At 35.9% G+C, this 2,969-nt stretch carries 3 protein-coding genes; 2 read left to right on the forward strand and 1 reads right to left on the reverse strand.

The window, feature by feature from the left end:
* Positions 1–157: 157 nt before the first annotated feature.
* Positions 158–286 carry a hypothetical protein gene (locus AFK68_RS43255; RefSeq protein ID WP_256386477.1) on the reverse strand — a complete coding sequence of 43 codons (129 nt, stop codon included), beginning with the start codon at positions 284–286 and terminating at the stop codon, positions 158–160.
* Between the two features lie 462 nt (positions 287–748).
* Here AFK68_RS43255 and AFK68_RS03750 point away from each other — a divergent pair, with 462 nt between their 5' ends.
* Positions 749–1,513: a PEP-CTERM sorting domain-containing protein gene (locus AFK68_RS03750; RefSeq protein WP_168186306.1), complete on the forward strand. Its 765-nt coding sequence runs from the start codon at positions 749–751 to the stop codon at positions 1,511–1,513.
* A 627-nt stretch (positions 1,514–2,140) separates the two neighbouring features.
* Positions 2,141–2,890 carry a TspO/MBR family protein gene (locus AFK68_RS03755; protein ID WP_094671655.1) on the forward strand — a complete coding sequence of 250 codons (750 nt, stop codon included), beginning with the start codon at positions 2,141–2,143 and terminating at the stop codon, positions 2,888–2,890.
* The last annotated feature ends 79 nt before the right edge of the window (positions 2,891–2,969 follow it).

Raw genomic sequence — 2,969 nt, forward strand, 5'->3', positions numbered from 1 at the left:
AATGATATCAACCTGAAATGATATAAACCCGCCCCCGCCCCAATGGAAGTCCACTAAATCAAATTGTCATTGCGACCAAAGAGAATAAATCTCCTAAACCCTTGATATTGCTTGCTTCCACTGCGTTCGAGTCGCTGCGGACTTCGGTAAGAAATGTCTATAAATATCCAGCAATTTCCGAGAATGTACGATCGCCTCTTCGACTTTGTTGCACTACCTCCAGAAATAAGTCAGCGATCGCACTGAGTTGATATGTTTCTACCAGAAATAACGTAAGTGCTAACACAGATTTTACCTGTTTATTTTTGGTATTTAAGATTGATAAAAGCTTTTTTTTTATGTCCAATCCGCCGATAAAACACACTTTTTATTTTTGCTTGTAAAACTTTTATTCTTTATACTTGACCACTATAATAAAGCTCCTCTTTTAGCCGGATTCGAGATAATAATAGCAGGAATATTTACCTATTGCCCTTGTGGTCATCAAATATCAATGTGACAATAAATTAACCAAAATCAAGCTATTATTTCCTCAGAAAAGCAATTCTTTATGGTTGCATATACGGAGTAAATAACAAATCTCCTTTCCTATAAAACGATGAAAGTCAAACATAGCAATGGTTAAACTGTTATTTCTGGAACCTTAATCAAATTCGTGCAAATCTTTACCGTTTCTTTACCCATTAGCCTATCTAGGTCGATTATATTAGGGTTAATGAGACAAAAAACAAACATACACAGACAACAAATGAAAACAACTAAATTCTTAACTAGCGCATTCGTTTTAGGTTCCATCGCTTTAGGTACATTAGGTCAGGCAAAAGAAGCAGCAGCAGCCAATATTGTAAACACTTGGCAAGCATCAGAAGCTGTTTCAGACGAATATCATAGTGCTGACCATAATCATGCCTTTTGGATACCTGACCTGGACTCTGATTTTGATTTCGAGGGTGATGCTTTCTTCAATGAGTACGACGATGGCACAATTAATTTAATCGGTAACATTGGTGCAGGGAATAAAAAATTCGCAGTAGATGTTTGGTTCAACTCCCTGGGAAATTTACAAGAAGGACGAGCCATCGCTCCAAATCTTGCACCTAAACAAGAATTGAATCGGAATGACCCTTACAGCGTTGTAGATATTAATGATTGGAGTTATTACACAATTGACAGTAGTAAGTCTTTATTAACTGAAATAGGAGAATGGTATGGTAATAATAATTCTACAGATACATTTTTCCTAACAGACATGAGTGAAACAAACAAAGGTCAAATGGGTCTTGGAGCTAGTGGCAAGAATATAAACGAAGGCTTCTCTCACTGGTTTTGGCTCGAAGATACCAAAACCGGTCAGAGATTCGACGGTGATATCAACATTGACCTAGTTGCACTAGAAGAAGGAGGCGGTATTTTGAGTGAGGGTGAGAGTATTCCTGAACCTGCAACAATGAGTCTTCTAAGTCTGGGTTTATTGGGAACTGGAATGGGTGCATTAAAGCGCAAAAAACAGTAATTGACTCTCATCTTTACCACCTAAATGATGCAAACATTAGCATTCCATTCTCCCAATATTAGGGAACTTCTATCGCTTCTATCTCTAATCTGTTATTCAATTCAACTTCAACTCCACAGCACTTATCAGGGTTAACTACATTAATCGAATAATGATGAACATATCTTCTGAATGATTTCAGAATGATTAGAGAAATAGGAAAGCAAACTTGCTAAATAGTGGTATTATATCATGTTCATTAGTATCGGTATAAAAAAGCAGAGAAACCGGGTTTGTATCAAATGCCATGCAATACTAGCATTAACTTCCTACAAACCCGGTTTCTTATAACACTTCCATTGCAAGGCAATTTGATATTAGATCACATCCAGTTAAATAGTTGTCATTGCGACTAAAGGAAAGCAATCTCACAAACCTTGAGATTGCTTTTTTGTTGTTGTTTGTAGTATTGCTCTAGCCCCTTAAATTTCTCAGACTAGAGCAATACTACGAACCTAATTATAACTGTTCTACCCTTAGCGCAGCTCCCCCGGAGGAGGTACATGATATTACTTTTGACTTTTGATTTTGAATTTTGACTTAATAAAGGTTATTATGTAAATTGATAATTTTCTGAGTATTGTAATTATGACTCAATCAAATGATAGTGGAACAGTCGAACAGATTGTTAATACAGTAATGGGGGTGAAAACTGAAGATACAAACCAGTATCTAGACAAACAAACAATTTCTACAAAAGAGCTAGATTTAAAAGCACTTTCTATTTATAAATTAGGAACTATCCTGCAAATAGGAATAATTATTCTAGCTTTCTGGGGAATGGAAAAATTAGTAATTTTAGTTGATAATTACTCCTCCTTTCCCAATTGGTTAAGCACAGTATTTGCCGGACTATTTTTCACATTATTGAGTATTCGTTCCCGAATTTTTTCGCCATTAGACAATACCCGTACCAGCAGAACTTATGATAGTATTGTCAGACCAAAATGGGCACCTCCACCTTTAGCTTTTCCCATAGTTTGGATGACAATTGCAGTTTTACGAGTAATTTCTTCTCTATTAATTTGGCAGCAAATGAACCAACAATTTTTAGTGCTTCCTTTAATAGCTTTTGCAGTACATCTTGCTTTAGGAGATACTTGGAATACTATTTTTACTGTCGAACGGAGATTAGGAGCTGCTGTTCCAGTTGTTATTTTAGGTCCTTGGTTATCTGCCTTAATAGTTACTATATTTTACTGGCAAACTAATCCTATAGCTGGAATGATTTTAGCTCCTTCTTGTGTGTGGTTAACTGTAGCTGTTGTATTAGTATTTAGGATTTGGCAATTGAACGGTAAAGAGCCATTATATCCATTGAAATTAACAGTTAACTAAAAAATAGGCGTTGGTAATTGATAGGATGATTTTCTACTAGGGATGATACCCCTCACTTAGTCTGGTTAAATATTTAGAG

The sequence above is a fragment of the Hydrocoleum sp. CS-953 genome (assembly GCF_002260545.1).
Taxonomy (GTDB): domain Bacteria; phylum Cyanobacteriota; class Cyanobacteriia; order Cyanobacteriales; family Microcoleaceae; genus Trichodesmium.